Origin of the sequence: Streptomyces beijiangensis (assembly GCF_017315755.1) — a bacterium.
GTDB lineage: Bacteria > Actinomycetota > Actinomycetes > Streptomycetales > Streptomycetaceae > Streptomyces > Streptomyces beijiangensis.
Genome location: NZ_JAFLRJ010000592.1, coordinates 1 through 3,960 on the forward strand (window position 1 = coordinate 1; position 3,960 = coordinate 3,960).

The window sequence follows — 3,960 nt, forward strand, 5'->3', positions numbered from 1 at the left end:
GCCCCACACCCCGCGAGAGAAGTGACCTCCCCGCAGTGCGACTGAACGACCTCGACGAACGCATCGTCCACGCCCTCGCCGAAGACGCCCGCCGCTCCTTCGCGGACATCGGCGCCCTCATCGGCCTCTCCGCGCCCGCGGTCAAGCGCCGGGTGGACCGGCTGCGCGCGGAGGGGGCCATCACGGGCTTCACCGTCCGCGTGGACCCCGCCACGCTGGGCTGGGAGACCGAGGGCTTCATCGAGATCTACTGCCGCAGCAACACCTCGCCCGAGTCCATCCAGCGCGGCCTCGAGCGCTACCCGGAGATCGTGTCCGCCTCCACCGTCACCGGTGAGGCGGATGCGATCGTCCAGGTCTTCGCCTCGGACATGCGGCACTTCGAGCGTGTCCTCGAACGCATCGCGGGGGAGCCTTTCGTGGAGCGCACCAAGTCGGTCCTGGTGCTCTCGCCGCTGCTGAGACGCTTCTCCTCGGGCGCACCCGCCTGACAGGATCGTCCCCATGGGTGATCAGCATGGGTGAGAACAAGCAGCGCATGATGGCGGGCGAGTGGTTCCTGGCGCAGGACGAGGAGCTGGGCGCCGACACCGTACGCCGTATCGGCCTGCTCGACGCGTACAACGCCGCGGGGACGACCGGACCCGAACGCGCCAAGATCCTGGGGGAGTTGCTCGGCTCCGCGGGTGACGACGTCCGCATCAGACCGCCGTTCCACTGCGACTTCGGTTACCGGATCAGCATCGGCCCGCGCACCTTCGTGAACTTCAACGCGGTCTTCCTGGACACCGGGGCGGTGACCATCGGCGCGGACTGCCAGATCGGCCCGAACGTGCAGCTCCTCACCCCTGTGCATCCCCTCGACGCCGAGCGGCGCCGGGCCGGCTGGGAGAAGAGCGAACCGGTCACCCTCGGGGACAACCTCTGGCTCGGCGGCGGCGTCATCGTCTGCCCCGGCGTCACCATCGGCGACAACACGGTCGTCGGGGCGGGCTCCGTGGTCACCCGCGATCTGCCCGCAGGGGTGCTGGCCGTGGGCAACCCGGCGCGGGTGATCCGCACCCTGGAGTGACGTGCGTACGTGACCGGGGTCACTTACGCAACGAATCGCCGCCACCGTCGCCGATTGCGCAACGAATCGACGGTCGGTGCGCAACGGTCGAGGCTTGTGACGGCTCGGCGGCGAAACGTACCGTCGTCACGTCCCCCGAATGCCCATACGTCCCCGCCGAGGTCTGCCATGCCGCCGCTGCGCACCGCCCTGCTCCAGAGCTCCGGCCGCCCCGGCGCAGTCGCGGAGAACCTCAAGGTCCTCGACGAGGCGGCGGGCCGGGCGGCGGGCGCCGGAGCCCGGCTGCTGGTCTGCCCCGAGATGTTCCTGACCGGGTACGCGATCGGCGAGGACGTGCACCGGCTGGCCGAGCCCGCCGAAGGCCCCTCCGCGCGGGCGGTCGCCGAGATCGCCGTACGCCACGGACTCGCGGTGCTCTACGGCTACCCCGAGCGCGAGGGCGAGGCCGTCTACAACGCCGCCCAGCTGATCGGACCCGAGGGCACCTCGCTGGTCGCCTACCGCAAGACGCATCTCTTCGGCGGCTTCGAGCGCGAGTGGTTCACACCGGGTGAACAGACTGTCGTGCAGGCCGAGTTGGACGGCCTGCGGCTCGGGATCATGATCTGTTACGACGTGGAGTTCCCGGAGAACGTCAGGGCGCACGCGCTCGCGGGCACCGGTCTGCTCCTGGTCCCCACCGCTCAGATGCACCCCTTCCAGTTCGTCGCCGAGTCCGTCGTCCCGGTGCGGGCTTTCGAGAATCAGATGTACATCGCGTATGTGAACCGGACCGGCCAGGAAGGCGAGTTCGAGTTCGTCGGGCTCAGCTGCCTGGCGGGCCCCGACGGCGCGGCGCGCGCCCGCGCGGGCCGTGGCGAGGAGCTGGTCTTCGGCGACGCGGACCCGGTCTTCCTGAAGGACTCGCGGGAGAACAACCCTTACCTGCGCGACCGGCGCCCGGGTCTGTACTCCGCCCTGACCTGAGCGATCTCTCCCACTTCCCCCGCTTTCTTTTTACGTTTTCGCGCAAGGAGTCCGTACCCCATGACGTCCACGCTGCCCACCACTGCCGTCCAGCACGACGACGCGCAGCCGCCGATCACCATGTTCGGCCCGGACTTCCCCTACGCGTACGACGACTTCCTCGCCCATCCGGCCGGACTCGGCCAGATACCCGCCACCGGGCACGGCACCGAGGTCGCGGTCATCGGCGGCGGCCTCTCGGGCATCATCACCGCGTACGAGCTGATGAAGATGGGCCTCAAGCCCGTCGTCTACGAGGCCGACCAGATCGGCGGCCGGCTGCGTACCGTCGGCTTCGACGGCTGCGACCCTGGGCTCACCGCCGAGATGGGCGCGATGCGCTTCCCGCCGTCCTCCACGGCCCTGCAGCACTACATCGACCTGGTGGGCCTGGAGACCAAGCCCTTCCCCAACCCGCTCTCGCCCGTGACCCCCTCGACGGTCGTCGACCTCAAGGGGGAGTCCCACTACGCGACATCGGTCGACGACCTGCCGCAGGTCTACCGCGATGTGATGCACGCCTGGAACGCCTGTCTGGAAGAAGGCGCCGACTTCTCCGACATGAACCGGGCGCTGCGCGAGCGCGACGTACCGCGGATCCGGGAGATCTGGTCGCGGCTGGTGGAGCAGCTCGACAACCAGACCTTCTATGGCTTCCTCTGCGACTCCGAGTCCTTCAAGTCCTTCCGCCACCGGGAGATCTTCGGGCAGGTCGGCTTCGGCACGGGCGGCTGGGACACCGACTTCCCCAACTCCATCCTGGAGATCCTGCGCGTCGTCTACACCGAGGCGGACGACCACCACCGCGGCATCGAGGGCGGCTCGCAGCAGCTGCCGCTGCGGCTGTGGGAGCGCGAGCCGGAGAAGATCGTGCACTGGGCGCAGGGCACGTCGCTGGCGGCGCTGCACGAGGGGCGCGAGCCGAAGCCGGCCGTGACCCGGCTGCACCGTACGGCGGGGAACCGGATCACCGTCACGGATGCGGCGGGGGACATCCGTACGTACCAGGCCGCTGTCTTCACCGCGCAGTCCTGGATGCTGCTGTCGAAGATCGCGTGCGACGACTCGCTCTTCCCGATCGACCACTGGACGGCGATGGAGCGGACCCACTACATGGAGTCCTCCAAGCTCTTCGTCCCGGTCGACCGGCCGTTCTGGCTGGACAAGGACGAGATCACCGGGCGTGACGTCATGTCGATGACGCTGACCGACCGGATGACGCGGGGGACCTATCTGCTGGACGACGGTCCGGACAAGCCGGCCACGATCTGTCTCTCGTACACGTGGTGCGACGACAGCCTGAAGTGGCTGCCGCTGTCCGCGAAGGAGCGGATGGAGGTCATGCTGAAGTCGCTGGGGGAGATCTATCCCAAGGTCGACATCAGGAAGCACATCATCGGCAATCCGGTCACGGTGTCGTGGGAGAACGAGCCCTATTTCATGGGGGCGTTCAAGGCGAACCTGCCGGGGCACTACCGCTACCAGCGCCGGCTGTTCACGCACTTCATGCAGGATCTGCTGCCGGAGGACAAGCGGGGGATCTTCCTGGCCGGGGACGACATTTCGTGGACGGCGGGGTGGGCTGAGGGTGCGGTGCAGACTGCGCTGAACGCGGTGTGGGGGGTCATGAACCACTTCGCGGGGTCGACGGATCCGTCCAACCCGGGGCCGGGTGACCTGTACGACGAGATCGCGCCCGTGGAACTCCCGGAGGACTGAGGGGGCGTCGCCCCCCGCCCCCTGTACCCGGCCTTCGGCCGCGTGACCTCAATCGCCGGACGGGCTGGATATTGCCGATGCCGGCTCTACGTGCACGAGCCTGCGCAATTCAAGCTTGCGTCGGGCAAATTCAAGCCCGTCCGGCGATTGAGGACACGAGGCCG

At 68.6% G+C, this 3,960-nt stretch carries 4 protein-coding genes; all 4 read left to right on the forward strand.

Going from position 1 to position 3,960, the window contains the following annotated elements:
* Nucleotides 1-35 precede the first annotated feature (35 nt).
* Nucleotides 36-491: an Lrp/AsnC family transcriptional regulator gene (locus J0695_RS37265; RefSeq protein ID WP_206969192.1), complete on the forward strand. Its 456-nt coding sequence runs from the start codon at nt 36-38 to the stop codon at nt 489-491.
* A 26-nt stretch (nt 492-517) separates the two neighbouring features.
* On the forward strand, nt 518-1,072 hold the full coding sequence (locus J0695_RS37270) for a sugar O-acetyltransferase (RefSeq protein WP_206969189.1): 555 nt from the start codon (nt 518-520) through the stop codon (nt 1,070-1,072).
* Nucleotides 1,073-1,240: 168 nt separating this feature from the next.
* On the forward strand, nt 1,241-2,038 hold the full coding sequence (locus tag J0695_RS37275) for a carbon-nitrogen hydrolase family protein (RefSeq protein WP_206969190.1): 798 nt from the start codon (nt 1,241-1,243) through the stop codon (nt 2,036-2,038).
* A 60-nt stretch (nt 2,039-2,098) separates the two neighbouring features.
* Nucleotides 2,099-3,796, forward strand: coding sequence for a flavin monoamine oxidase family protein (locus tag J0695_RS37280; RefSeq protein WP_206969191.1), 1,698 nt, complete (start codon nt 2,099-2,101; stop codon nt 3,794-3,796).
* Nucleotides 3,797-3,960 lie beyond the last annotated feature (164 nt).

What these genes read in the sequence shown, in the direction of transcription:
- J0695_RS37270 (WP_206969189.1), top strand. Translation starts at nt 518, where the DNA reads ATGGGTGAGAACAAGCAGCGCATGATGGCGGGCGAGTGGTTCCTGGCG.
- J0695_RS37275 (WP_206969190.1), top strand. Translation starts at nt 1,241, where the DNA reads ATGCCGCCGCTGCGCACCGCCCTGCTCCAGAGCTCCGGCCGCCCCGGC.
- J0695_RS37280 (WP_206969191.1), top strand. Translation starts at nt 2,099, where the DNA reads ATGACGTCCACGCTGCCCACCACTGCCGTCCAGCACGACGACGCGCAG.